20 protein-coding genes and 1 pseudogene are annotated in these 23106 nt (G+C 63.7%); 8 read left to right on the top strand and 13 right to left on the bottom strand.

All coding sequences use genetic code 11. The features are described from left to right. Nucleotides 1-34: 34 nt before the first annotated feature. From urtA to ATC00_RS14135, 4 genes are all read right to left on the bottom strand, one after another. Nucleotides 35-1327 (bottom strand): urea ABC transporter substrate-binding protein, encoded by a 1293-nt coding sequence (gene urtA, locus ATC00_RS14150; RefSeq protein ID WP_064253266.1) that lies wholly within the window; start codon nt 1325-1327, stop codon nt 35-37. A 220-nt stretch (nt 1328-1547) separates the two neighbouring features. After that, nucleotides 1548-2237 (bottom strand): MIP/aquaporin family protein, encoded by a 690-nt coding sequence (locus ATC00_RS14145; RefSeq protein WP_064253265.1) that lies wholly within the window; start codon nt 2235-2237, stop codon nt 1548-1550. After that, nucleotides 2237-2767, bottom strand: coding sequence for an arsenate reductase ArsC (locus ATC00_RS14140; RefSeq protein WP_064253264.1), 531 nt, complete (start codon nt 2765-2767; stop codon nt 2237-2239). The genes ATC00_RS14145 and ATC00_RS14140 overlap by 1 nt, the downstream gene beginning before the upstream one ends. Continuing rightward, on the bottom strand, nt 2764-3120 hold the full coding sequence (locus tag ATC00_RS14135; protein WP_064253263.1) for an ArsR/SmtB family transcription factor: 357 nt from the start codon (nt 3118-3120) through the stop codon (nt 2764-2766). Before ATC00_RS14135 ends, ATC00_RS14140 begins: the two co-directional genes overlap by 4 nt. 42 nt (nt 3121-3162) lie before the next feature. On the opposite strand from ATC00_RS14135, the gene ATC00_RS14130 reads away from it, so the two are divergent. After that, the gene (locus ATC00_RS14130; RefSeq protein WP_064253262.1) at nt 3163-3690 is read left to right on the top strand and encodes a DUF6428 family protein; all 528 of its coding nucleotides are present in this window, start codon (nt 3163-3165) and stop codon (nt 3688-3690) included. 9 nt (nt 3691-3699) lie between these two features. Here ATC00_RS14130 and ATC00_RS14125 read toward each other — a convergent pair. The 3 genes and pseudogenes from ATC00_RS14125 to ATC00_RS14115 all read right to left on the bottom strand — a co-directional run bounded on the left by ATC00_RS14125 (nt 3700) and on the right by ATC00_RS14115 (nt 4977). Further along, nucleotides 3700-4148 (bottom strand): annotated as a pseudogene (locus ATC00_RS14125) (GFA family protein). Continuing rightward, entirely contained in the window at nt 4145-4609 is a 465-nt protein-coding gene (locus ATC00_RS14120) for an SRPBCC family protein (RefSeq protein WP_064253261.1), read from the bottom strand. The pseudogene ATC00_RS14125 and the gene ATC00_RS14120 overlap by 4 nt, the downstream one beginning before the upstream one ends. A gap of 29 nt (nt 4610-4638) precedes the next feature. Further along, nucleotides 4639-4977, bottom strand: coding sequence for an ArsR/SmtB family transcription factor (locus ATC00_RS14115; protein WP_037383650.1), 339 nt, complete (start codon nt 4975-4977; stop codon nt 4639-4641). A 215-nt stretch (nt 4978-5192) separates the two neighbouring features. Here ATC00_RS14115 and ATC00_RS14110 point away from each other — a divergent pair, with 215 nt between their 5' ends. Both ATC00_RS14110 and ATC00_RS14105 read left to right on the top strand, forming a co-directional pair. Beyond that, nucleotides 5193-8570: a hybrid sensor histidine kinase/response regulator gene (locus tag ATC00_RS14110; RefSeq protein ID WP_064253260.1), complete on the top strand. Its 3378-nt coding sequence runs from the start codon at nt 5193-5195 to the stop codon at nt 8568-8570. Continuing rightward, nucleotides 8563-9486, top strand: coding sequence for a response regulator (locus ATC00_RS14105; protein ID WP_064253259.1), 924 nt, complete (start codon nt 8563-8565; stop codon nt 9484-9486). The genes ATC00_RS14110 and ATC00_RS14105 overlap by 8 nt, the downstream gene beginning before the upstream one ends. Nucleotides 9487-9837: 351 nt before the next feature. Here ATC00_RS14105 and ATC00_RS14100 read toward each other — a convergent pair whose 3' ends face one another. Next, nucleotides 9838-11166 (bottom strand): dicarboxylate/amino acid:cation symporter, encoded by a 1329-nt coding sequence (locus ATC00_RS14100; RefSeq protein WP_064253258.1) that lies wholly within the window; start codon nt 11164-11166, stop codon nt 9838-9840. Nucleotides 11167-11403: 237 nt separating this feature from the next. On the opposite strand from ATC00_RS14100, the gene ATC00_RS14095 reads away from it, so the two are divergent. From ATC00_RS14095 to ATC00_RS14085, 3 genes are all read left to right on the top strand, one after another. After that, entirely contained in the window at nt 11404-13278 is a 1875-nt protein-coding gene (locus ATC00_RS14095; RefSeq protein ID WP_064253257.1) for a sensor histidine kinase, read from the top strand. Next, nucleotides 13275-14642 carry a sigma-54-dependent transcriptional regulator gene (locus tag ATC00_RS14090; protein WP_064253256.1) on the top strand — a complete coding sequence of 456 codons (1368 nt, stop codon included), beginning with the start codon at nt 13275-13277 and terminating at the stop codon, nt 14640-14642. Before ATC00_RS14095 ends, ATC00_RS14090 begins: the two co-directional genes overlap by 4 nt. A 73-nt stretch (nt 14643-14715) precedes the next feature. Next, the gene (locus tag ATC00_RS14085) at nt 14716-15516 is read left to right on the top strand and encodes a potassium channel family protein (RefSeq protein ID WP_064253255.1); all 801 of its coding nucleotides are present in this window, start codon (nt 14716-14718) and stop codon (nt 15514-15516) included. Nucleotides 15517-15520: 4 nt separating this feature from the next. Here the strand turns inward: ATC00_RS14085 and ATC00_RS14080 are convergent, their stop codons facing one another. Continuing rightward, nucleotides 15521-16252, bottom strand: coding sequence for a GntR family transcriptional regulator (locus tag ATC00_RS14080; RefSeq protein WP_064253254.1), 732 nt, complete (start codon nt 16250-16252; stop codon nt 15521-15523). A gap of 210 nt (nt 16253-16462) precedes the next feature. Here ATC00_RS14080 and ATC00_RS14075 point away from each other — a divergent pair, with 210 nt between their 5' ends. Together ATC00_RS14075 and ATC00_RS14070 are read left to right on the top strand one after the other, a co-directional pair. Further along, nucleotides 16463-17476 (top strand): SIS domain-containing protein, encoded by a 1014-nt coding sequence (locus tag ATC00_RS14075; protein WP_064253253.1) that lies wholly within the window; start codon nt 16463-16465, stop codon nt 17474-17476. 73 nt (nt 17477-17549) lie between these two features. Further along, nucleotides 17550-18362 carry a PfkB family carbohydrate kinase gene (locus ATC00_RS14070; protein WP_064253252.1) on the top strand — a complete coding sequence of 271 codons (813 nt, stop codon included), beginning with the start codon at nt 17550-17552 and terminating at the stop codon, nt 18360-18362. Between the two features lie 44 nt (nt 18363-18406). Here ATC00_RS14070 and ATC00_RS14065 read toward each other — a convergent pair whose 3' ends face one another. The 4 genes from ATC00_RS14065 to ATC00_RS14050 all read right to left on the bottom strand — a co-directional run bounded on the left by ATC00_RS14065 (nt 18407) and on the right by ATC00_RS14050 (nt 23100). After that, nucleotides 18407-19378: an amino acid ABC transporter permease gene (locus tag ATC00_RS14065; RefSeq protein WP_064253452.1), complete on the bottom strand. Its 972-nt coding sequence runs from the start codon at nt 19376-19378 to the stop codon at nt 18407-18409. 17 nt (nt 19379-19395) lie between these two features. Beyond that, a complete protein-coding gene (locus tag ATC00_RS14060; protein WP_064253251.1) occupies nt 19396-20676 on the bottom strand; it encodes an NAD(P)/FAD-dependent oxidoreductase in 1281 nt (426 codons plus the stop codon). A gap of 63 nt (nt 20677-20739) precedes the next feature. Next, nucleotides 20740-21567 carry a transporter substrate-binding domain-containing protein gene (locus tag ATC00_RS14055; RefSeq protein WP_064253250.1) on the bottom strand — a complete coding sequence of 276 codons (828 nt, stop codon included), beginning with the start codon at nt 21565-21567 and terminating at the stop codon, nt 20740-20742. Between the two features lie 195 nt (nt 21568-21762). Continuing rightward, complete coding sequence (locus tag ATC00_RS14050) at nt 21763-23100, bottom strand: four-carbon acid sugar kinase family protein (RefSeq protein ID WP_064253249.1); 1338 nt, start codon at nt 23098-23100, stop codon at nt 21763-21765. Nucleotides 23101-23106 lie beyond the last annotated feature (6 nt).

Here is a 23106-nt window from a genome sequence, read left to right as displayed (position 1 = left end):
ACGGAGGAATTCGCGCTATCGGGTCGTCACGAAATCACGAACCCTTGCCGCCGCACTTGCCCGTGGCGACGTTGAAGTTGCCGCAGGACATCGGCGCCCGCCAATCGGAGATCAGGTCCTTCGAGTCCGGCAGGTAGTCCGACCACTCGTCGCCGACGACCAGGCCGGGCGTTTCCCAGACGGTCTCGAACTGGCCGTCCGACTGGATCTCGCCGATCAGCACCGGCTTGGTGATGTGGTGGTTCGGCATCATCGTCGAATAGCCGCCCGAGAGGTTCGGCACCGAGACGCCGATCATCGCGTCGAGCACGGCGTCGGTGTCGGTGGTGCCGGCCTTCTCAACCGCTTTCAACCACATGTTGAAGCCGATATAGTGGGCTTCCATCGGGTCGTTGGTGACCCGCTTGTCGTTCTTTGTATAGGCCTTCCAGGTCTCGATGAACTTGGCATTGGCCGGATTATCGACCGACTGGAAATAGTTCCAGGCGGCGAGATGGCCGACGAGCGGCCCGGTGTCGAGGCCGGCAAGCTCTTCCTCGCCGACCGAGAATGCGACGACCGGGATGTCCTCGGCCTTGATCCCCTGGTTGCCGAGTTCCTTGTAGAAGGGCACGTTGGCGTCGCCGTTGATCGTTGAAACGACGGCGGTCTTCTTGCCGGCCGAGCCGAACTTCTTGATGTCGGAGACGATCGTCTGCCAATCGGAATGGCCGAAGGGCGTGTAGTTGATCATGATGTCCTCGGGCTTGACGCCCTTGGAGATCAGGTAAGCCTCGAGGATCTTGTTGGTCGTGCGCGGATAGACATAGTCGGTGCCGGCAAGTACCCAGCGCTCGACCTCTTCGTTTTCCATCAGATAGTCGACGGCCGGGATCGCCTGCTGGTTCGGAGCGGCGCCCGTGTAGAAGACGTTGCGCTGGCTCTCCTCACCCTCGTACTGGACGGGATAGAAGAGGATCGAATTCAGCTCCTCAAAGACGGGCAGCACGGACTTGCGCGACACGGATGTCCAACAGCCGAAGACGGCCGAGACCTTGTCGACGGAGACGAGCTCGCGCGCCTTTTCGGCAAACAGCGGCCAGTCGGAAGCCGGGTCGACGACGACCGCCTCGAGCTTTTTGCCGAGCAGCCCGCCCTTCTTGTTCTGCTCGTCGATGAGCATCAGCATGGCGTCTTTCAGCGTCGTCTCTGAGATCGCCATGGTTCCGGAAAGCGAATGAAGAATGCCGACCTTGATCGTGTCCTCGGCGGCAAAGGCGCCGTTGAATGCGGTCGTCGAAAGGACGGCAGCGAGGAATGCGCCGGTGACGCGTGCCCTGTTAGTCATCTGTTTTTGAACCCCTCTAGCTCTGGTCGCCGCAACGGAGTGTTGGTTCTCCTTGGCCGTTGCTTGAGGGATATTCCGCCAGGCCCGCTGCACTGCACATACGTCATTCTACGTAGGTGGCGGGGGGAAGGAGGAAGTGGCGGGCGTGCACCGGCAGGCAGCTTGGGTGATCCCTGCCGATCGCGCAGCAACGCCGGCGACATGACCCAAGTCGGGCAGGTCAGATCATGCGCTTGCTTTTCAAGGATTTGCTTGGCTGCAGCAGCCAGCTTATCAGCAAGAGCGCGGAAACCGCACCGATCAGCTCAGCGCAAATGAAGCCGGGAAGATCGGCCGGGCGAATGCCGGAGAACGTGTTGGTCAGCGATCGGGCGACTGCAACGGCCGGGTTGGCAAACGAAGTGGAGGCCGTGAACCAGTAGGCAGCCGTGATATAGAGGCCGACCAGCCAGGGTACGGATTTCTGCTCGAAGCGGATGCCGGCGAGGATGGTCGCGACGAGGCCGAACGTCGCCACCCATTCGGCGAACCATTGCGCTTGCCCGGTGCGGATCTTCGTCGACCATTCGAGGACCGGATGATCGAACATCAGATGCGCAACGATCGTGCCCAGCATGCCGCCGGCGAGCTGGGCAAGAACGTAACCGACGAGATCGCGTCGCGGCAGGGAACCCGACAGCGCGAAGATCAGCGACACGGCGGGATTGAAATGTGCCCCGGAGATCGGTCCGAGGATGGTGATCAGCACCACCAGGATCGCGCCGGTTGCGAGCGTGTTTCCGAGCAAGGCGAGTGCCGTATCCGCGGTCAGCGACGCGGCCATGATGCCTGAGCCGACGACGGTTGCGACAAGCAGCGCCGTACCTAGCCCCTCGGCGACGAGACGGCGGGAGAGATCGAACGACGACATCAGGGCGCCTCGGGCGGCTGGGATGTGGCGCCTTCGAGCCGCCCGATCTCATGGAGCTTCGTCTCGAGGGCAAGCTTGTCGATCGAGGCGATCGGCAGGGCTGCGAAGACCGATATGCGGTTCTTCAGGTATTTCGCCGCAAGCGCAAAGGCGCGGCCCTTCTCGACGTCCGAGCCCTCGACGGCGGCGGGGTCCTGGATGCCCCAGTGGGCGGTTGCCGGATGGCCGATCCAGACCGGACAGGCCTCGCCGGCGGCATCGTCGCAGACGGTGAAGATGAAGTCCATTTGCGGCGCGCCCGGCTCGCCAAAGGCGTCCCAGCTCTTCGACGAAAATCCGGTCGTTCGATAGCCGAGCGCCTCGAGCGTCTTCAGCGCCCAAGGGTTGACTTCACCCTTCGGCTGGCTTCCGGCCGAAAAGGCGCGGAAGCGCCCTTTCCCCTCTGCCTCGAGTATGGCTTCCGCCATGATCGAGCGCGCAGAATTGCCGGTACAAAGAAAGAGGACGTTGTAGATCCGATCGTCATTCATTGGCATTTCCCCTCCGCAAGTGGCGCGCAACAGGCCGCGACCGCGGCGGCCGGTGCGCAGATTTCAGGATGGCCGCCACAGCAATCTTCCATCAGGAAGCGAACGAGGCTGCCGAGCGCCTCGTAATCTGCCGAGTAGATGATCGACCGCGACTCGCGCTGCTGGGTGATCAAACCGGCCCTCTCCAGTTCCTTCAGATGGAACGAAACATTGGAAGGCGACACTTCAAGACTCTCAGCAATCACACCTGCCGGCATGCCGGTCGGCCCTGCGATGACCAGCATTCGGACGATCTGTAAGCGCGTCTGCTGCGAGAGCGCGCCGAATGAAACGAGCGCTTGACGTTCATTCATATTTCAACAATCCTTGAATTATTGAAACGATGGATAACGCAGATGAATGCGCTCGACAACGCCAAAATTCAAAATGTCGATATTTCGCTCGGGCGTCTGCTTGAGACACTGGCAGGCGCCGGAGAGCTCCCCCTCGTCTTTCACTACGATGGGCGGCCGATCAAAGCCGGCTACCATGTGACGGAGGTCAAGGCGGGGCAGTTCGCGGCGCTCGACTGCGGCGCCAATCCGGAAGCCTGGACCGAAATCTTCGTGCAGCTCTGGGACGTCGATGGAGAAGGCAGCGCACATATGCCGGCCGGTAAATTCACCGCAATCATCCGCAAGGTGTCGGATCATGTGCAGCTCGATGGATCGGCAAAGCTCACCTTCGAGGTTAGTGACGGCGTGCGTCCGATGCAGCTCTATTGCGCGTCGCTGCCAAGGCTCGGCAATCACACGGTGCATGTGGATCTCGCTCCGAGGCCGGCGAGCTGCAAGCCGCGTGATCGCTGGCTTGCCGAGGAAGCACGAAAGGCCGCTACCTGCTGTGGTGGGCCCGCCTATCCGAAGAGCGCCTGTTGCGCTTGATCGGCGGGGTTACAAATGGCCGGTCACCGCCGGTGCCCGCTCCCAGGCATCGTGCCGGCCATCCTCGTAGACGATCGGGGCATTCGCCAACTCCTCGTCGGCCGCATCGTCAAGGCAGGCGATGTTCACCGCATGAAACGGTCCGCCTAGCATCTCGAAATCGGCGCTGGCGAAGGGATGGACGCCGCAATGCTTGCAAAAGACATGGCGAATCAAGCGCTCACCGAAGCGGTATTCGACGAGCGCCTCCTCACCGGAAAGCAGGGAGAAATCCTCAGGCGTCACGAAGATTTTCCAGAAACGCGTCTTGAGGCAAGAGGAGCAGTTGCAGCGGAAGGTCGTCGCCCACCACACGCCCGGCCGCGCCGGCTCGGATCGCTCGCCTTCCGGCGCAAGGTCGAGATTTGCGGAAAGCGAACCGCTCGGCAATGACAGCTGCCGTGATAGGTCTTCTTCATTGGATGTCCTCCTTCAGCGCAACGACATAGGCATCGAGGCGATCCATGCATTCGCCCCATCCTTCCGCGTGCGAATCGCGGCTCTCGACGGTTGCGAAGGGCGCTTGGCGGAAAGTGAGCCTTGTGCCGCCCGCCACCTGCTCGAAGGTGACGGTGATCAGCGTGTCCAACGCGCCCTCCTCTTCCCAGGCGAAAGTGAAGACGATGCGGCTCGGCGGCACGATCTCGCGATAGATGCCGCGGGCCCAGTAGTCCTGCCCTTCCGGCGAGCGGATGCAACTGCGCCAGGCACCGCCTTCATGAAAATCCGCCGCGATGCTGGGCGCTGTGAAGTCTTTCGGTCCCCACCAGCGCGCGAGGTGCTCCGGCGTGGTCCAGACTTTGAAGACCATCTCGCGAGGCGCGGCAAGGACGCGCGTGATGGTCAGGGCGATCTCCTCCTTGAGAGATGGAGCATTCATTGTCTTCTCCCTTCTCAGACAGGCTCGGTTCAGTCCTGATTCGATTTATCGTTGCGCTGCAATTCATCGAGATAGCTGTCGAGGCGGTCGAAGCTGCCCTCCCAGAACTGACGGTAGCGCCCGATCCAATCGGCAATCTCCTTCAATGGCTCCGCCTGCAGCCGGCAAGGCCGCCACTGCGCGTTGCGGCCGCGCGCTATGAGGCCGGCGCGCTCCAGCACCTTCAGATGCTTGGAGACGGCTGGCAGGCTCATGTCGAACGGAGCCGCCAATTCGTTCACCGTCGCCTCGCCCGCGGCAAGACGGGCGATAATGGCCCGACGGGTCGGATCGGCCAAGGCCGACAGCGTGCTGCTCAACTGATCCATGCCCTGCATTTAACCTGTAAGATAATTAACTTTCTGGTTTATTACAGGAAGGCACATTTCTGTCAAGCCGATTGCCCACGCCCTGTCGTGAGTTCCCAGCGACTGGCCGTTTCAGCTTGCTTTCGCGCTTTCTGCACTGCATAAATTTGGTGCGTCGCCTTCGCTTGCTGGGAAATTAGGCAGAGACCGGCGGATACAGCAAACGACGAGGCAACATGGCGGCACGCCAGCGCATCATTCCCGTTCGACGAGAATATAATCGCTGGGTCGCCAACCAGACGCTCGAAGACTATGCGCTGCGTTTCACCGCCAAGAGCGCGCGGCGCTTTTCCTCGGAACGCATCTCGCAGACGGCGATCGGCGCGATCTCCTTCCTGGCGCTGGAAGCGATCGGCGGCGCCATCACCATGTCCTACGGCACCACCAATGCGATCGTCGCGATCCTTATCGCAAGCGCGATGATCCTTGTCGTCGGGCTGCCGATCAGCCGCTATGCGATCCGCCACGGCGTCGACATCGACCTTCTGACGCGCGGCGCGAGCTTCGGCTATATCGGCTCGACGATCACCTCGCTAATCTATGCGAGCTTCACCTTCATTCTCTTCGCGATCGAAGCATCGATCATGTCCGGGGCGCTCGAGCTGGCGCTCGGCATACCGCTGTGGATCGGCTACATCGTCAGCGCCGTCATGGTCATTCCGCTGGTGACCTACGGCGTCCGGCTGATCAGCAAGTTCCAGCTCGTCACCCAGCCCTTCTGGATCGTCCTGAACATCCTGCCCTTCGCCTTCATCGCGCTTGCCGACTGGGAGACGGTGGGGCTGTGGCTCGCCTATGCCGGCATTCACCACGCTTCCGGCCCGGCCGGCACTGTCGCGCCCTTCGGTCTCGTCGAATTCGGTGCGGCTTCTGCGGTGATCTTCGCGCTGATGGCGCAGATCGGCGAACAGGTCGACTTCCTGCGGTTCCTGCCGCCGGACGGCCAGAAGAAGCTGCATCACCGAATCGCCGTCTTCCTCGCCGGCTCCGGCTGGGTCATCGTCGGCGCGCCGAAGCTGCTTGCCGGCTCGTTCCTGGTCGTCCTGGCGCTGAGTGCCGGCGTGCCCTCGACCCGGGCCGCCGATCCGGCGCAGATGTACTACACCGCCTTCGGCTACATCGTACCTTCTGAAACAGCTGCCCTGCTGCTGATGGTCGCCTTCGTCGTCGTTTCGCAGCTGAAAATCAACGTGATGAACGCCTATGCTGGATCGCTCGCCTGGTCGAACTTCTTCTCGCGATTGACCCACAGCCATCCGGGCCGGGTCATCTGGCTGGTCTTCAACGTGGCGATCGCGCTCTTGCTGATGGAGCTCGGCATCTACCGACTGCTCGAGGAGACGCTCGGCATCTTCTCGATCATCGCGATGGCCTGGCTCTCGACCATCTCCGCCGATCTCTTCCTCAACAAGCCGCTCGGCCTCTCTCCGCCCGGCATCGAGTTCAAGCGCGCCCATCTCTACGACGTTAATCCCGTCGGCCTCGGCACGATGGGCGTCTCGGCGCTGCTGGCGCTCGCCGCGCATTTCGGCGTCATGGGCGTGATCGCCGCCTCGCTCGCGCCCTATATCGCGCTCGTCACCGCCTTCGTCGTCTCGCCGCTCCTTGCCTGGTGGACGCAGGGCAAGTTCTATCTCGCCCGCAAACCGCGCAAGAGCTGGCTCAGCGAAAGCGAGATCACCTGCTCGATCTGCGAGCATCCGTTCGAACCGGAAGACATGGCCTGGTGCCCGGCCTATGCCGCGCCGATCTGTTCGCTCTGCTGCTCGCTTGACAGCCGCTGCCACGACATGTGCAAGCCGAAGGCGCGGCTTAACACGCAGATCGCCACGGTCGCCAAGACGGTGCTGCCGGAGACGGTCGTCGCCAAGCTCGCTACCAGGCTGGGGCGCTACGCGGTTTCGGCAGTGATCTCGGTCACCGGCATCGGCGCCATCCTGGCGATGATCGCCCACCAGACGACGGCCGCCTCGCCGGAGACTGCAGCCGTCATTGAGCGGACGATCGCCGTCGTCTTCTTCGTCTTCGCCATTCTCGCCGGCGTCGTCTCCTGGTTCTACGTGCTCGCCCATGACAGCCGGGTCGTGGCGGAGGAGGAATCCTCCCGCCAGAACACGCTGCTGCTGAAAGAGATCGCCGCCCACAAGAAGACCGACGCCGCGCTGCAGAAGGCCAAGGAAGCGGCTGAATCTGCAAACCGGGCGAAGAGCCGCTACGTCGTGGGCCTGAGCCACGAGCTGCGCACGCCGCTCAACGCCGTGCTCGGCTACGCCCAGATCCTCGAACGTGACGAGACGATCCCGCAATCGCGGCAGGGCGCGATCAAGGTAATCAAGCGTAGCGCCGACCATCTTTCCGGCCTGATCGACGGGTTGCTCGACATTTCCAAGATCGAGGCCGGCAAGCTGCAAGTCTATTCGAACGAGATCAACATTCACGATTTCCTCGACCAAATCGTCGACATGTTCCGCCCGCAGGCGCAGGCCAAGGGCATCGCCTTCGAGCACGACCGCGGCCCAACGCTGCCGCAATATGTGAAGACCGACGAAAAGCGGCTCAGGCAGATCCTCGTCAACCTCTTGTCGAACGCGCTGAAATTCACCGATCAGGGCCAGATCCGCTTCGACATCGCCTATCGCAGCCAAGTGGCGACCTTCACCATCGAGGACAGCGGCCGCGGCATCAGCGACAAGGACCTGCCGAAGATCTTCGATCCCTTCCAACGCGGTGACGCCGAGTATCGCATGCCGGGCCTCGGCCTGGGCCTGACGATCACCCGGCTGCTGACTCAGACGCTCGGCGGCGAAATCTCCGTCGCCAGCGAGAAGGACAAGGGCACCGCCTTCAAGGTGCGGCTGATGCTCTCTGCCGTCGACAGGCCGGCGGCGCTCATCAACCCGGTGCGCAAGATCAGGTCCTACAAGGGGCCGCACCGCACCATTCTTGTCGTCGACGACAATGCGGACCACCGCGACTTGATGCGCGAGGTGCTCGCTCCGCTCGACTTCACCGTTCTTTCGGCGGCGAGCGGCGCCGACTGCCTGGCGCTCCTCGAGGGGACGAAGCCGGACCTCTTCCTGATCGACATCTCGATGCCCGGCATGAACGGCTGGGAACTGGTGACCAAACTCAGGGAAGGCGGCCAGACGGCGCCGGCGATCATGCTGTCGGCCAATATCGGAGACGGCGCGGCGGCCGGCGCGATCGGCCACAGCGATACGCTCGCCAAGCCGTTCGGCGTCCGCCAGCTCACCGACAAGCTGGCGATCCATCTCAAGCTCGAATGGATCCACGAGGGCGACGTCAAAGACGCGCCCGCCAACGGCAAGCCCACCGTGATCAGTCCCGGCGACCAGCATGTGAGGGAATTGATCGAGCTCGGCGAAATCGGCTACGTGAGGGGCATCGAGGCGAAACTGACGGAGATTGCCCTGAGTCCGGAGAACCAGCCCTTTGCCGAGGCGGCCGGCGCCTATGTCCGAGCCTTCGATCTTGCCGGCTACGATGCCTTTCTGAAACGGCTGCTTCCCGAGGAGGCGAACGCCCGTGCCTGAAGCCGCCAATCCGCGCGACATCGTTCTGCTTGTCGATGACTCTCCGGAGGCGCTCGGTTTCCTGACCGAGGCGCTGGAACAGTCCGGCTTTTCCGTGCTGATCGCCACATCCGGCCATGCGGCGCTCAACATCGCCGATCGCATCACCCCCGACCTCATCCTGCTCGACGCGGTGATGCCGGGCATGGACGGTTTCGACACCTGCGCCCGGCTGAAGGCGAATGCCTCGGTCGCCCAGGTGCCGGTTGTCTTCATGACCGGGCTGACCGAGACGGAACATGTGGTGCGGGCGCTGGAGGCCGGCGGCGTCGACTATCTGACCAAACCGATCAACATCGACGAGTTGCGCGCCCGTATCCGCGTCCATCTTTCCAATGCGCGCTCGGCCCAGAGTGCCCGCGTCGCGCTCGATGCCGCCGGCCGGCACCTGCTGGCCATGCGCGGCGACGGCACCGTGCGCTGGTCGACGCCGCAGGCGACCCGCCTCGTCAACGCCGCCACCGGCAGCGACGACGGACTTGCGGTGGTGGCCGCCCGCGTCGCCGCCTGGATGCGGGAGCGAGAGAAACATGGCGGCGACAAGCAGGGCAGCCTGACGCTCCATCAGGCCGGCCAGACGGGCCTGCAGATTTCCTATCTCGGCGCGATCGGCGCCAACGAGTATCTCTTCCGCCTGACCGCCGAGAACGGCATTAGTGACGATGAGATGCTGCGCCAGCATTTTCAGCTCACGCAACGCGAATCCGAGGTGCTGCTCTGGATCGCCAAGGGAAAATCCAACCGCGACATCGGCGAGATCCTTGGCCTCAGCGCCCGCACCGTCACCAAGCATCTCGAACAGATCTATGTGAAACTCGGCGTCGAGAACCGCGCTTCGGCGGCGGTCAAGGCGACGCAGGTGCTGCACGGGATTTAGTTTTCGCAGCCAATGGCTCAGATAGGCTCAGGGCGTATGCAGACGCCGGTACCCCCCTCTGGCCTGCCGACCATCTCCCCCACAAGGCCCACAAGGGGGAGATCGGATGTGGCATGCCCCGTGCGCCTGTCAAAAGCGGTTCCGCATCTGCAAGCGTCTATCTTCAAGCGATTGGCTCGCCGCGGGTCGATCGCCACCCTTGTGGGGGAGATGGCCGGCAGGCCAGAGGGGGCTGTCGCCATCCGTTGACATTGCAACTGCCGCCATAACCCCTCGCATCAGAAAAAGACGCGGCCCGGAAAGCCGGACCGCGCCAAGCCGCACTCATCGTGCATTGCCCTGGGAGGCAAGTTATTCGGCGGGCTGAACCGCTGCCCCCGGAATGGTTTCGATCGGCTGATGGCCGCCAAGTGCCACCGCAAGCTGCGCCTGATCGAGCTCGCCTTCCCACTTCGCCACCACCAGCGTCGCCACCGCATTGCCGACGAAGTTGGTGAGCGCCCGGCACTCCGACATGAAGCGATCGATGCCGAGGATAAGCGCCATACCGGCGACCGGCACGGAGGGGACGACGGAGAGCGTCGCGGCCAGCGTGATGAAGCCAGCGCCGGTGATGCCGGCCGCGCCCTTCGAGCTCAGCATAGCGACGAGCAGGAGCAGGATCTGGTCGCCATAGGAGAGCGGCGTGTCGGTCGCCTGGGCGATGAAGAGCGCCGCCAGCGTCATGTAGATATTCGTGCCGTCGAGATTGAAGGAATAGCCGGTCGGAATGACGAGGCCGACGACCGAGCGCTTGCAGCCGGCCTTCTCCATCTTGTTCATGAGGCCCGGCAGGGCCGCTTCCGAGGAGGACGTGCCGAGCACCAGCAGGAGTTCCTCCTTGATGTAGCGGATCAGCGCCACGATCGAGAAGCCGTTATAGCGGGCCACCGCGCCGAGCACGACGAAGACGAACAGGAACGAGGTGAGATAGAAGGTGCCGATCAGCATGGCGAGGTTGGCGATCGAGGCGACGCCGTATTTGCCGATGGTGAACGCCATGGCGCCGAAGGCGCCGATCGGGGCGGCCTTCATCAGGATCGCCACCAGCCGGAAGATCGGCAGCGTCAGCGCCTGCAGGAAATCGACGACCGGCTCGGCCTTTTTGCCGACGATCGCCAGCGAGATGCCGAAGAGCACCGAGATGAACAGCACCTGCAGGATGTCGCCCTCGGCAAAGGCGCCGACGAGCGTCGTCGGGATGATGTTCATCAGGAAGCCGGTGATCGACTGCTCATGCGCCTTTGCGGCATAGGAGGCGACCGCCTTCGCATCAAGTGAGGCCGGGTCGATATGCATGCCCGCACCCGGCTGCACCACATTGGCCACGATCAGGCCAATGACGAGCGCAAGGGTGGAGAAGGTCAGGAAGTAGATCATCGCCTTGCCGGCGACGCGGCCGACCTTGGCGAGATCGGTCATTCCGGCAATGCCGGTCGCGACCGTCAGGAAGATCACCGGCGCGATGATCATCTTGACGAGCTTGATGAAGGCGTCGCCAAGCGGCTTCAGCTGCGTGCCGAGCTCGGGATAGAAATGCCCGAGCAGGATGCCGGCGGCGATTGCCACCAGAACCTGGACATAGAGATGGCGGTAAAAGGGTGTCTTGCCGCGGACCTCCGCGGAATGCTCGATGATCATGTGATATCCTCCACTTGGGGCGCATGCCCAGTCCGGCAACGTGCCGGGCCTCCCGGGCTACTTTCCGAAGATCGACAGCCGCGGCTGCCTTGTGGAGCTTGTTTGCAACGGGCGTGCCAATTTGCGGTCGATGCCACATGTCTTTGAAATCGCTGGTCTTTCGATGACCGACTGCCAGACCGGCTTATCGACATGTGCGGAAATCCGCACAGGCTGGCTGGTGCGCCGGGCGAAAACATGCACAATGCCGCCATGACCAAATACCCGGAAGGCACGGACGATCTGGGCACGCTGCGCCGCCGGGCGTACAGATCGTGGCTCCTGTTCGCGGCCGTAGCGCTCGCGCTTCTCGTCGCCGGGTTCCTCATTGCCGGAGCATATGGCCGGTCACAGGCTTTGGACGACCTTGCTGAGCAAAGCCGCATTGACGCCAGCCTTAAAGCATCGCTGCTCAGGGCTGTCGTCGAACGGCAGCGGGCCCTGCCCCTGGTCCTTTCCGACGACACTGCCATTCGCCAAGCGCTGGCTTCACCGAATCCTCAGTCGCTTGAGCCGATCAATCGTAAGCTCGAAAGCCTGGCGACAAGTGCCGAAGCGGCCGTCGTCTATCTGATCGGCCGCGACGGCGTCGCCGTCGCCGCCAGCAACTGGCGGGAGCCGACGAGCTTTGTCGGCAACGACTATGCCTTCCGCGACTATTTCCGCCTGGCGATGCGCGACGGCAAGGGCGAGCATTTCGCCATGGGAACGGTGAGCCGGCGGCCTGGCCTCTACATCTCGCACCGCGTCGACGGGCCGGGCGGTCCGCTCGGTGTCATCGTCGCCAAGCTCGAATTCGACGGCGTCGAGGCCGACTGGCGGCTCACGGACAAGCCGACCTATGTCACCGACCGGCGCGGCATCGTGCTGATCACCAGTCTGCCCTCTTGGCGCTTCATGACGACGGGGCCGATCCCCGACGATCGGCTTGCCGGGATTCGCGAGAGCCTGCAGTTCGGCGACGCGCCGCTGCTGCCGCTGCCTTTTGACCGGATCGAGGCCCGGCCGGACGGCTCTTCGGCGATGGAGGCGCTGCTGCCCGGCGACGGCACGGAGGCCTTCCTGCGTGTCGAGACGTCGGTGCCATCCACTAACTGGCGACTTGAGCAACTGTCACCGCTGAAGGCGGCGCTTGCGGCGGGCGCGCGGGAGATGCGGCTCCTCATGCTGGCCGCGTTGGTGCCGCTTCTCTCGCTTACCGCATTTCTGCTGCGCCGGCGGCAGGTCGTCGCCATGCGATCGGCGAGGGAGCGGTTGGCGCGCGCCGAACTGGAACACAAGGTCACGGAGCGCACGCGTGACCTCAGCATGGCCCGCGATCGCCTTGAAACCGAGATCGCCGACCATCGGCAGACGGCCGAGAAGCTGCAATCCGTCCAGCAGGATCTCGTCCAGGCGAACCGGCTCGCAATCCTCGGCCAGGTCGCGGCCGGCGTAGCCCATGAGATCAACCAGCCAGTGGCGACCATCCGCGCCTATGCCGACAATGCCCGCACCTTTCTCGACCGCGGCCAGAGCGCGATCGCCGCCGAGAACATGGAGAGCATCGCCGAGCTTACCGAACGCGTCGGTGCGATCACCGACGAGTTGCGGCGCTTTGCCCGCAAGGGCCACTTCGCCGCCGAGCCGACGGCGATGAAGGATGTCGTCGAGGGGGCGCTTCTACTCTTACGCAGTCGCTTCGCCGGTCGCATGGACGCGATCCGCATCGAGCTGCCGCCGGATGGCCTCAAGGCGCATGGCAATCGCATCCGGCTGGAACAGGTGCTGATCAACCTGCTGCAGAACGCGCTGGAAGCGATCGGCGATCGCGACGACGCGCTGATCCGGGTGCGTTGCGAGGAGACGGCGGGCGGCATCGCGCTCACCGTCGCCGACAATGGACCGGGGATACCGACCGCCATTCTGGACGAGCTGTTCACCCCCTTCAATACTTCGAAGGAGGAGGGCCTCGGCCTCGGTCTTGCGATCTCCAAGGAGATCGTGAACGACTATGGCGGCACGATCGAGGTCGAGAGCGGCCCGTCCGGAACGACATTCACCGTGCATCTGAAGAAGGCTGACGCGCAATGAACCGCGCCCCCTCAGTATTCCTGGTCGATGACGACCCCGACCTGCGCAAGGCGATGCAGCAGACCCTGGAACTTGCCGGCTTTACTGTGTCGCCCTTCGCCAGTGCGGCCGAGGCGCTCGCGAAACTCGATCCCGGGTTCGAGGGCGTCGTCATCAGCGATATCCGCATGCCGGGCATGGACGGGCTCGCATTCTTCCGCCGGATCGCCGCGCTCGACGCCGACCTTCCGGTGATCCTGGTGACCGGCCACGGCGACATACCGATGGCGGTCCAGGCCATCCAGGACGGCGTCTATGACTTCATCGCCAAGCCCTTTGCCGCCGACCGTCTCGTCCAGAGCGCGCGGCGGGCTGAGGAAAAACGCCGCCTAGTGACGGAGAATCGCGCGCTTCGGCAGGCGGCCGAGGCCGCCTCGGAAAGCCTGCCGCTGATCGGCCAGACGCAGGTGATGGAACGGCTGCGGCAGACACTCAGGCACATTGCGGACACCGACGTCGATGTGCTGGTCGCAGGAGAGACCGGCAGCGGCAAGGAGGTCGTCGCGACGCTTCTGCACCAGTGGAGCCGGCGCCGGAGCGGCAATTTCGTCGCGCTGAATTGCGGCGCGCTGCCGGAAACGGTGATCGAGAGCGAGCTTTTCGGCCACGAGCCCGGCGCCTTCACCGGCGCGGTCAAGAAGCGCATCGGCCGGATCGAGCATGCGAGCGGCGGCACGCTGTTCCTCGACGAGATCGAGGCGATGCCACCGGCAACGCAGGTGAAGATGCTGCGCGTGCTCGAAGCCCGCGAGATCACGCCGCTCGGCACCAATATTGTCCGCCCGGTCGACATCCGCGTCGTCGCGGCGGCCAAGATCGACCTCGGCGACCCGGCCGAGCGCGGCGATTTCCGCGAGGATCTCTATTACCGCCTCAACGTCGTCACGCTGTCCATTCCGCCGCTCCGCGAACGCCGCGACGACATTCCGCTGCTCTTCTCGCATTTCCTGAAACGCGCCTCGGAGCGTTTCGGGCGGGAGGTGCCGGAGATCTCCGCCGCCACCCGCGACCACCTGATGTCGCATGCCTGGCCGGGCAATGTGCGCGAACTCTCCCATTTTGCCGAGCGGGTTGCACTCGGCGTCGAGGCCGATCCGGGCAAACCCGCCGCCCCGCCGGCGACGCCGAACCGCGGCACTCTGCCGGAACGGCTGGAGCGCTACGAGGCCGATATTTTGAAGGAGGCGCTGACCGCCCATCGCGGCGACGTCAAGGAAACCTTGCTGGCGCTCGGCATCCCCCGCAAGACCTTTTACGACAAGTTGCAGCGCCACGGGATCAACCGGGCGGATTATGTCGGGCGCGCGACGGCCGGGGAGTCCTGACGTCGCCCGGTCTTTAGGGTGCTCGGCCGCCGCAAGTGCTTGACGGCTACCGTCCTGAACCTATCTCCAGCCCATGGATATGACCGAGCGCAGGCGATCCGCCTCCACGAATGTCCGATCGTTACGGATCGCACTGCAGCGCATTGAACGCGGCCGCGATCCTTCAGCGCTGCGTTGGCAAGCGCTGCTCGCTTTCATCGACCTCAGCATCCTGGCCTTCTTCATATTGGGTCCCTATCTCCGGGAAGGCCCCACCTATCTCATCATAGACTACACGATCGCCGCCTGGATCGGCGGCGAACTGCTCGCGCGCGCCCTTTCGGCTCCCTCGCTGCGCGTCTTCCTCAGAAGGCCGATGACATGGATCGATTTGATCATACTCGGGACCCTTCTGTTCCCGGACCTCCTGTTCAATTTCGCATTCCTGAGAGCCATGCGGATCTGGGCGATCGGAAGAAGCCCGCTGCTTCGCGACGGTTTGCGCCGCATCGGAGGCGCGCATCTTCAGGACGTGGTGCGCGCCTGCCTCAACTTTCTCGTGTTCCTGTTCATGATGACAGGCTTCGTCTACACGACCTTCTTCTATGCGCAGGAAGGCGGCGAAGGCTTCGTCGACGCGCTTTATTTTACGGTGGCGACGGTCACCACGACCGGCTTCGGCGACATCACGCTGCCTGGCACCTTGGGCAAGCTCACCTCCGTCGTAACGATGATCATCGGCATCTCGCTCTTCGTCAGGCTGGCCCAGGCGGTGGTGCGTCCGCACAAGGTGAACTTCCCCTGCCCCCAATGCGGGCTGCAGCGACACGACCTCGATGCCGTCCACTGCAAGGCTTGCGGCCACCTGCTCAATATCCCCGACGAGGGCGATTGAGAGGCTACTTGCGCGCGAAGCTGAAGGTGAAATGGCTGCCGCGGTGATAGTCGATGGCGTGGATGACGGGCGCGCCGGCCGTGCTGAAGCAGGTCTCGCGAATGAGCAACGCCGGTCCGAAGTCCCTGAGGTCGTGCCGTTCGATCACGTCTGCAGGCAGCATCACCGCGGAGACGGTCGCCGACGACATGCGCGGCCGGTGCCGGTAGCGGTCGAGCAGGTCGAGCAGTGAGCCGGTCCAGTCGATGTCGTAGAGGCGGTTCGGGATGATGCTGCGCGGGATGTAATCGACGCAATAGAGGATCGGTTCGTCCTTCTGCAGCCGCAGCCTTTCGAGGCGGACGACGCGCTCGCCCTCATGAAGCTTCAGTTGTTCCGCGATCAACGCGGCGGGGATTTCCTCTGCGATCGAAAGCACCTTGTTGACAGCCTGATAGCCGTAGTGCCGCGTCATGTCGGTGACGCTCTCGAACACCGTGATCGGCCTGTCCACCTGGACGGCCGACATGGCGGAGACGAACCGGCCGCGCCCATGCTCGACATAGATGACGCCGTCCTGTTCAAGCAGTTTCAGGGCCTCCCGCAGCGCCGGCCGCGAAATCTTGAAACGCTGCGTCAGTTGCGCCTCGGTCGGCAATTTATCGCCGGGCTTCAGCGCCTCCTCGCGGATCAGATCGGCGATGCGATCGCGAAGCTGGATCACCAATGTGCGCGTATCGCGAAGCGGCTCGTCCAATTCTCTCTCCAAGCGCCATAAGACGATACCTTCTTGTCTGACAAATCAGCTGTGGTCAAGGCCAAGCGATCCCAGCCAGAAAGTATAGCGCCAGCCAGGACGATGAGCTTGCTCAGTCAAGCCAGCCCCTTGACATAAGCCCCTGATGTTGTCAGTTGTCTTACAACAACACGCGCTGACTGCCCATTCTTGTCATATCGAGAGAGAACCATGCTGAATTTCGACGAACAGAGATTTCTTCGCATCCAGTCCGGCGCCGTCGCCATCGGGCCGAGCCTCGACGCGGTCATCGGCGCCTGCCTCAACAAGGGCGCCGAGAATATCTTTTTCCTCGGAACCGGCGGGGCCGCCATCCTGATGCAGCCGGCGGTGCAACTCCTCCAGCGCAAATCGCGTTTTCCCGTCTTTACCGACCTTGCCGCAGAGTTGGTAGTAACCGGCTCGGCCAACCTGACGGAAAAGTCGATCGTCGTCATACCCTCCCTCTCCGGCACGACCAAGGAAAGCGTGGCGCTGCTCGCCAAGGTGAAGGAGACCGGTGCGAGCGTGCTGACGCTCGTCGGTCACGAGAATACCCCGCTCGGCAAAGGCGGCGACCATGCCTTCGTCAACTTCGCCGAGGACGACACATCCTGCGAATCCTTCTATCTGCAATCGCTCCTCATCGCGCTTTCGATCCTGCGGCACCGCGGCGAAATCGACAACTGCGATCAGATCGTCCGCGAGCTGGAACAGCTGCCTCAGCTGCTCCTCGAGGTGAAGCGCAGCTACGAGGACAAGGCCGAGGGCTTTGCCAGAATCCTGGCCGGCTCGGACTATCACATCGTCACCGGCGCGGGGAATGTCTGGCCCGAAGCCTTCTATTACGGCATGTGCATCCTCGAAGAGATGCAATGGATCCGCACCCGGCCGGTGCATGCCTCGGACTTCTTCCATGGCACGCTGGAGCTTGTCGAGAAGGGCGTCAGCGTCATTCTCTTCAAGGGCGAGGACAGCCTGCGGCCGCTCGCCGATCGTGTCGAGAATTTCGCGCCTGCCTACACGGACAAGCTGACGGTACTCGACACCGCGCAATTCGACCTGCCGGGCATTTCAGCGGAGGTGCGCGGCCTCGTCTCGCCGATCGTGCTTGCCACGGTGCTCGAGCGGATCAGCGCTCATCTCGAAGTCCTGCGTAACCATCCGCTGACGACGCGGCGCTACTACAAACGCGTTGCCTATTGAGCGGGCAAGCGGCACGAAGGGTCGCGCATGCAACAGCATGCGCGCGCCTGCTGCGTGAATTTCAGAGACAGCCATGACCTCCTTCCGCCTTGCCGCCGTCGGCGACAACTGCATCGACCGCTTTCGTCCGCCGCTGTCCCGGTCCTATGTCGGCGGCAATGCGGTCAATGTTGCCGTGCAGCTCGCGCGCCTCGGTCACCAGTCCTTCTATTTCGGTGCAATCGGCCGTGATATCGACGGCGGAAACGTGCGCCGAGTACTTGGGGAACATGGGGTGAGGCTGGACCACCTGCAGGAACGCGACGGCAATACCGCCTATACGGATATCGACGTCACGCCGGCCGGCGACCGGATCTTCGTTCACGAGGACTTCGGGGTCTGCGCCGGCTATCGGCCGGACCCGGCAGAGATCGAGATCCTGAAGACCATGGATCATGTGCATATCGGTTGGCTCGATGACGGTGGCGCGCTGCGTCACGCGCTTTCGGCAGCCGGTGTCAGCGTCTCGCAGGACGTCTCCGTCAACGCCTCGGCTGCCGATCTCGAGGTGGAGGGGCTGTCGATCGCCTTCGGCTCGGCCGGCGAGGACGACGCCGAGGCCGAGCGCATCGCCGCCGATTTCCTGGCTCGCGGCGCCCGTCTTGCCGTGGTGACCCGCGGCGGCCGCGGCTCGCTTGCGAGCGACGGCAGGGAGCATGCCTCGGCCGGCATCCGTCCCGTCGAGGTCGTCGATACGACGGGCGCTGGCGACAGTTTCATCGCCGGCTTCATCGCCGCCCGGATGGAAGGCCGGTCCCTTGCGGAATGCCTGCAGGCCGGACGCGACCTCGCCTCCCTCACCTGCACCCACATTGGCGGCTTTCCGCAGGCGCCGCAGCCGCTCTGAGCCAAGCCTTATCTATTCCCGCCCGCCTCGAGCCCCCAGCGGCATCAGCGGACATCGAAGCGGCCGAACCGGGCTTCGATGCGGGATTGGAGATATTCCAGGCAGACCGAGAGAAGCCAATAGATCATCGAGGCGGTGATCAGCATCTCGATATGACGGAATTCCGTCTGTCCCTGGGTGCGGGCAAGATACATCAGCTCCCAGACCCCGACGACCGATACGAGCGATGAATCCTTCAGCATGGCGATGAACTGGTTGCCGGTCGGCGGGATGATGACGCGCATCGCCTGCGGCAGGATCACCAGCCCCATGGTCTGGGCGGGGCTTAGCCCCAGCGCCGTCGCGCCCTCCGTTTGGCCGCGCGGGATGCTCTCGATGCCGGCCCGGAAGATCTCGGTCATGTAGGCGCCATAGCAGAGCGAAAGCGCGAGGATACCGGCAGGCACGGCGCTGATGACATAGCCGACCTGGGGCAGGCCGAGATAGATGATATAGATCTGCATCAACAGCGGCAGGCCGCGAAACAGCGAGGTGTAGAAGGTCGCAAAGCCGTAAATGACGCCGTTCTTCGACAGTTTCGCGATCGCCCCGGCCAGCGCGATGATGGTGGCGACGGCGATCGAGATCACCGATATGTAGAGCGTCGTGACGACGCCCTGGGAGACCAGGAAGCCAATCTTCTTGGCGATGAAGGCGAAGGACAGGTCGAAGGAATAGAAGAACAGCATCAGCAGCGCGAAGAGCTCCAGCCAGACGCCGACCACCTGCAGGTGGCGCGGCAGCTGGCGCAGCGCCTTCCAGTTCAACGCAGCCGTCAGCGCCATCATCGATGCGCCGAGGAATTGCCCGAGTGCGGGATGGGCGGCGATCCAGTCGGAAGCGGCCGGCAACAGGTGGCCGATCCAGGCGGGACTGATGCCGAGACCGTAGATGGCAAGCGTGACGAGTGCCAGCATCAGCAAAAGGCCGGTGCGTCGCGCCGCATCCGGGTAAGTCAGTACCAAGCGACCAATCATCCAAATTTCTCCGGCGTTCAGGCAGCGCGCTCGCGCCACCAGTCCTGGGCCTGCAATTTCCAGTAGGTGAGCTGCGCCACGGCAAGCCCGGCATAGCCGCCGGCCCAGACGAGCCCGAAGGGCTTGAAGAGCTTGTAGCGGTTGGAGTGGCCGAGGATCGCCTCGGCAACGAGCTTGCCGCCGATCGCCGTCGTGTTGAGTCCGTGCCCGCCGAAGGCGGTGCAGTGCCATACCCCGGGCTGCATCTCGCCGATCTGTGGCATCAGGTGGCGAGCATAGGACATGAGGCCGGACCAGGCGAGCTCGGTCTTCAGTTCCTTGAGCTGCGGATAGGTCCCGACCATCTCGCGGCGCAATTCCCGTGCGAGCGCCGCGGGCGAAGCCGCCCTCGTGGTGATCCGTCCGCCCCACAGGAGCCGTTTTCCATTGTCGACGAGCCGGTAGTAGTCACCGGCACGGCGATTGTCGCCGACTGCGTCGTCGGTGGCGACGGCAGTGCGGATGAGCTCCGGCGCTTCCTCGCTCAGCATCACATAGGTGGCGATCGGCAGGAAGGCGCGATTCAATTGGCCATTCAGCCGGCCGGTATAGCCGCCGGTGGTGAAGACGACACGACGAGCCTTGACCTTCCCGCGGATCGTCTGGACGGTTTTTTCGGCCCCGCTTAGAGCCGTTGCAATTGCCGCCGACCGCTCGTAGATCCGCCCACCGAGACGCTCGACCTCGTCCGCCACGCCGCGGAGGTAGTTCAACGGGTGCATATGGAAGGCGCGGCCATCCCTGAGGCCGTGGAAGTATCGCTTCGACTTCAGGACCGAACGTACCTGGTCCGTGTCCAGATAGTCGAGCGCGTAGCCATAGGCGCGCTTCATCTCGTCCGCATGCGCTTTCAGGCTGCTGCCGTCGTCATAGCGCAGCACGCTGATCAGTCCGGGCTGCGGGCGGGCGCCGTCGATCCTCAACTGCTCGATCGTTTCCCGAATGAAATCGACCCCCTCGATCGAGAGGAGATGCAACTGCCGGGCCGCGTCGCTGCCGGCTCTCTTGGCGATCTCGCCACTGCCGGTGGCAAAACCGGGGCTGACGAAGCCGCCATTCCGGCCCGAAGCTCCGAAGCCGACACTTTCGGCCTCGAGCACAACCACGGACTGGCCTGACCGGGCGAGCTGCAGCGCCGTTGTCAGACCAGCAAGCCCGCCGCCGATGATGACGGTGTCGCATTCGACCGTCTCGGACAGCACTGGTCTGACCTTCGCATCGGCCATGGTCTGTTTGTAGTAGGTATCGGGATAGGACATGGTGATCCGCGGATCGATCGCATGGACAAGTTGCGGGCGGCTTGGCCGCCCGCGGGGAACGGATCAGTCGGCGCTGTAATCCTTGCCGTACCATTTGGTGGTGAGCGACGCGAGCGTACCGTCCTTCTTCATCTCGGCGAGGATCTCGCCGATCTTCCTGGTCCAGTCCGGATCGACCTTCTCGGCAATCACCACGAGCGGCTCCCTGAAGGCGTATTCGCCTTCGAGAACGCGGAGCGGGTAGCCGTTCTTGATGGCGTTCATGGCGGTCTGTTCCGGCGCGATGACGGCGTCGAGCCGCACGCCGTCGCCGAGACGCAGATCGTCGAAGGGCAGCATCGAATCGGCGAAGGTGCGGATCTCGCCGGGCTCGATCTTGTACTCGACCGGCGGCAGGCCGGGCGCGTCGATCTCAAGCTGGCGGCGAATGAAATCCTCGGATGTCGTCGCCGTCTCGACGCCGATGATCTTGCCGTTCAGATCGGTGACGGACTTCGCCTGGCTGTCCTTGTGAAGCACGTAGACATAGGGGCTGTAATAATAGATGCCGGCAAAGTCGATCACCTGGGCGCGCGCCTTGGTCGGGGTCACGGAGCCGACGCCGAGATCGTAGCGACCCTGCCAGCGGCCGCCGGTCAGCGTTGCCCAGTCGGGCGTCTCGAAGCTGATTTCGACGCCGAGCCGCTTGGCGATCTCCTTCGAAACGTCGATGTCGAAGCCGACCATCTCGTTATTGTCGTCGAGATAGCTCTGGGGTGGCCAGCCGCTGTTGGTGGCAACCACCATGGCCTTCTTGTCCATGACCCGGTCGAGCGTTTCGCCCGCCTCGGCGGCGGTCACGAAGGCCCATGCGGCAGCGCCGATGGCGAGCTTGGCAAACAGTTTTCTCACGCAATCCTCCTGTTCAAATTCGATTAGCCGAAAGTTCCCGTTATGTAAGATGTCTGACAACTGAATTTGCAGGAGCCACCGAGCGGCTGTCAAGTCCGAATGGCTGCTCCGTCCATGAAACGAAGTGATGGGGCCATGCGTATTGGTGATGGGAGGGAGCGGCACGCAAGGGCGCTCCCTGTGCGGGTATCCCCGCTACGAAGCAGCCCGACCGTCGCGGATCATCGCGAAATAGTCGTCCAGGCCGACCTGTCCGCCCTTCAGCGCCACCTCGATGCCGTCGATCGACGGGTCGGCGCTGTGGGCGGTGCAGAGCGGCGAACCGGGCGATTGCGGCAGCGGCAGGCGCAAGGTCAGCGCGTCGACCGAGAGCTGGCTCAGCGCGTGGCTCGACGTGTCGCCGCCGGCGATGACGGCGCGGCGGAGCCCCGCCCGCGTCACCAGCTCCTTGAGAAGCAGGCCGAGCCGCTCGCCCATCCGATGGCGCGAGCCGTCCTCCAGGCCGATGGCACTGCCGCGATCGCTCGCCGGCCCGAGCGCCGTATAGAGAATGACGCTCCGCCCCCCTTTTAGAACCGCCAGCCCGCGCGCCATCGCATCCTCGAGCGTGGCCCCGCTGCCGGCCGCAGAAAGCGCGATCGGATCGACACCGATCCCCTCAAAACCGTTCTGAATTGCATTGCGGATCTGCCGCTCGGTCGTCGGCGAGACGCTGCCGGAGACGACGGCGAGCCGGTCGACCGGACCGGGAGCCGTGAAGACGGGCGCTTCCCCGAGCACGCCCAGCCTGTGCCACTCGCGCACGAGCGCATATTCGAGGCCGGAAGAGCCGCAGGCGAACTGGACGCCGGAACAACGCTTGCGCCAGAGCTGCCGCCCAACGGCGGCCTGGCTTTCGGCGCCCGCGACATCGAGGAGGACGATGTCGTTCCCCTCGGAGAAGGCGAAATCGGTGACCGCGTCGGCGTCTGCCGATGCGAGCTGGGCGATGTCCACCAGCCCCGTCCTCAGCGACGTCTGCCGCGACAGATGCAGGCGAATGTCTGCCTCATCCATGGGCGTTACCGGATGCCGGCTCATCACCGGATGACGGTCGATGCGGTAGGTCTCGCCGCGAAAGGCGGCGAAGAGATTGCCGAAGCTCGTGTAGCGACGGATCTCAGGAGCGCCAAGCACAAGCGGCACCGGCGCCTTGCCGAACACCTCGCGGCCGATCTCGATCGCCTTGCCGATATTGCCGACCGCCGGGCTGGAATCGAAGGTCGAGCAGACCTTGTAATGGGCGATCAGCGCCTGAAGCGACTTCAGCCAGGCGAACGCCGAAGGGAGATGCTCTGCCATCCAATCCGGTGTCTGGCTGCGGCTAGTGCCGGCGAGGCCGAAAGCACGGCAATGGGCGAAACGTTCGAGCAGCGCCGCCTCCGGGATCTTGAGGAACAGGGCCGTTTCGACGCCATGCGAGGAGAGCGCCTCCATGACGTCGGTGGAGCCGGTCAGGTCGTCGCCGTAGTAGCTCAGCAATGGTGTCTGCATGCGCGC

The organism is Sinorhizobium americanum (genome assembly GCF_001651855.1).
In the GTDB taxonomy this organism is placed as follows: domain Bacteria; phylum Pseudomonadota; class Alphaproteobacteria; order Rhizobiales; family Rhizobiaceae; genus Sinorhizobium; species Sinorhizobium americanum.
Note: the sequence above shows the minus strand (reverse complement) of the source record. Positions and strands in the feature narration are given on the sequence as shown.

Excerpts from the sequence above, each read along its gene's own strand:
- urtA (WP_064253266.1), bottom strand. The coding sequence starts at position 1,327 with ATGACTAACAGGGCACGCGTCACCGGCGCATTCCTCGCTGCCGTCCTT.
- ATC00_RS14145 (WP_064253265.1), bottom strand. The coding sequence starts at position 2,237 with ATGTCGTCGTTCGATCTCTCCCGCCGTCTCGTCGCCGAGGGGCTAGGT.
- ATC00_RS14140 (WP_064253264.1), bottom strand. The coding sequence starts at position 2,767 with ATGAATGACGATCGGATCTACAACGTCCTCTTTCTTTGTACCGGCAAT.
- ATC00_RS14135 (WP_064253263.1), bottom strand. The coding sequence starts at position 3,120 with ATGAATGAACGTCAAGCGCTCGTTTCATTCGGCGCGCTCTCGCAGCAG.
- ATC00_RS14130 (WP_064253262.1), top strand. The coding sequence starts at position 3,163 with ATGAATGCGCTCGACAACGCCAAAATTCAAAATGTCGATATTTCGCTC.
- ATC00_RS14120 (WP_064253261.1), bottom strand. The coding sequence starts at position 4,609 with ATGAATGCTCCATCTCTCAAGGAGGAGATCGCCCTGACCATCACGCGC.
- ATC00_RS14115 (WP_037383650.1), bottom strand. The coding sequence starts at position 4,977 with ATGGATCAGTTGAGCAGCACGCTGTCGGCCTTGGCCGATCCGACCCGT.
- ATC00_RS14110 (WP_064253260.1), top strand. The coding sequence starts at position 5,193 with ATGGCGGCACGCCAGCGCATCATTCCCGTTCGACGAGAATATAATCGC.
- ATC00_RS14100 (WP_064253258.1), bottom strand. The coding sequence starts at position 11,166 with ATGATCATCGAGCATTCCGCGGAGGTCCGCGGCAAGACACCCTTTTAC.
- ATC00_RS14095 (WP_064253257.1), top strand. The coding sequence starts at position 11,404 with ATGCACAATGCCGCCATGACCAAATACCCGGAAGGCACGGACGATCTG.
- ATC00_RS14090 (WP_064253256.1), top strand. The coding sequence starts at position 13,275 with ATGAACCGCGCCCCCTCAGTATTCCTGGTCGATGACGACCCCGACCTG.
- ATC00_RS14085 (WP_064253255.1), top strand. The coding sequence starts at position 14,716 with ATGGATATGACCGAGCGCAGGCGATCCGCCTCCACGAATGTCCGATCG.
- ATC00_RS14075 (WP_064253253.1), top strand. The coding sequence starts at position 16,463 with ATGCTGAATTTCGACGAACAGAGATTTCTTCGCATCCAGTCCGGCGCC.
- ATC00_RS14070 (WP_064253252.1), top strand. The coding sequence starts at position 17,550 with ATGACCTCCTTCCGCCTTGCCGCCGTCGGCGACAACTGCATCGACCGC.
- ATC00_RS14065 (WP_064253452.1), bottom strand. The coding sequence starts at position 19,378 with ATGATTGGTCGCTTGGTACTGACTTACCCGGATGCGGCGCGACGCACC.
- ATC00_RS14060 (WP_064253251.1), bottom strand. The coding sequence starts at position 20,676 with ATGTCCTATCCCGATACCTACTACAAACAGACCATGGCCGATGCGAAG.
- ATC00_RS14050 (WP_064253249.1), bottom strand. The coding sequence starts at position 23,100 with ATGCAGACACCATTGCTGAGCTACTACGGCGACGACCTGACCGGCTCC.